Consider the following 798-nt stretch of genomic DNA (forward strand, 5'->3'; position numbering starts at 1 on the left):
TGCAGCGCCTGTGCCGCGAGCCCCGGCTTGCTTTGGGTTTTGGCGATCTCAACGAACCGTCGACGGCAATGCGCCCAACAACCAACCGCGATGATGTCGCCGGTTTCGTAGAGCGCCTCGTGCCCGCTGTACGCGTCCGCCTGCAAATAGCCTCTGTAGTTTTGCAGGTAACGCTGCGGATGGGAGCCCGCGCGCGACTCAGCGAACTCAAACACGACCGCCGGAGGGTGATCTACCCAGACGCCATGTTCCTCGCGTTGGCCAGCACCCAGATAGCCCCATAATCGCGCAGTGCGGGTGGTCTTGCGGCCCTTCTCGAGCAAAGGCAGTGTCGTGTCGTCGACGTGCATGCGAGGCGCCTGCAACTGGTGCGCACGCAGCGGTGGCATAAGCACGCCGAGCAATTCTGCCGCGGCCAGCTTCCATTCGCACAGCGTGGCCCGTGGCAGGTGAATACCGCGGCGCGCATAGCGCATCTCTTGCCGATTCAAGGGCAGATGATCGACGTAGGTGTTGACCAGGATATTTGCGAGCAGGCTTGCGCTCGCATTACTCTTGGGCAGCGGCGAGGGCTGAGCGCTCGCTGTCACGATGGTCGACTCGCCATCCTTCTTCGCTGCATACTTGAAGCGGATGTGTTCGATGACCGTGAGCCTTGACGGCTCGTAATGCAGCGTCTCGCTGCGCTCTTCGCCGATGCGCTCAAGCGCGTCGAATGAGGCCTTCTGTTCGTCGCTCAGGTCATATTCGATGCGCGTGCGTGGCAAGTCCTTTGGCAACGCGGGGCGTCCCCTACGG

The 798-nt window shown here is 62.2% G+C and carries 1 protein-coding gene; it reads right to left on the minus strand.

Going from position 1 to position 798, the window contains the following annotated elements; genetic code table 11:
- Positions 1-779: IS66 family transposase (tnpC, locus tag AWB66_RS32620; protein ID WP_235021364.1), on the minus strand; the 779-nt coding region annotated here is incomplete at its 3' end.
- Positions 780-798: the final 19 nt, after the last annotated feature.

The organism is Caballeronia telluris (assembly GCF_001544495.1).
In the GTDB taxonomy this organism is placed as follows: domain Bacteria; phylum Pseudomonadota; class Gammaproteobacteria; order Burkholderiales; family Burkholderiaceae; genus Caballeronia; species Caballeronia telluris.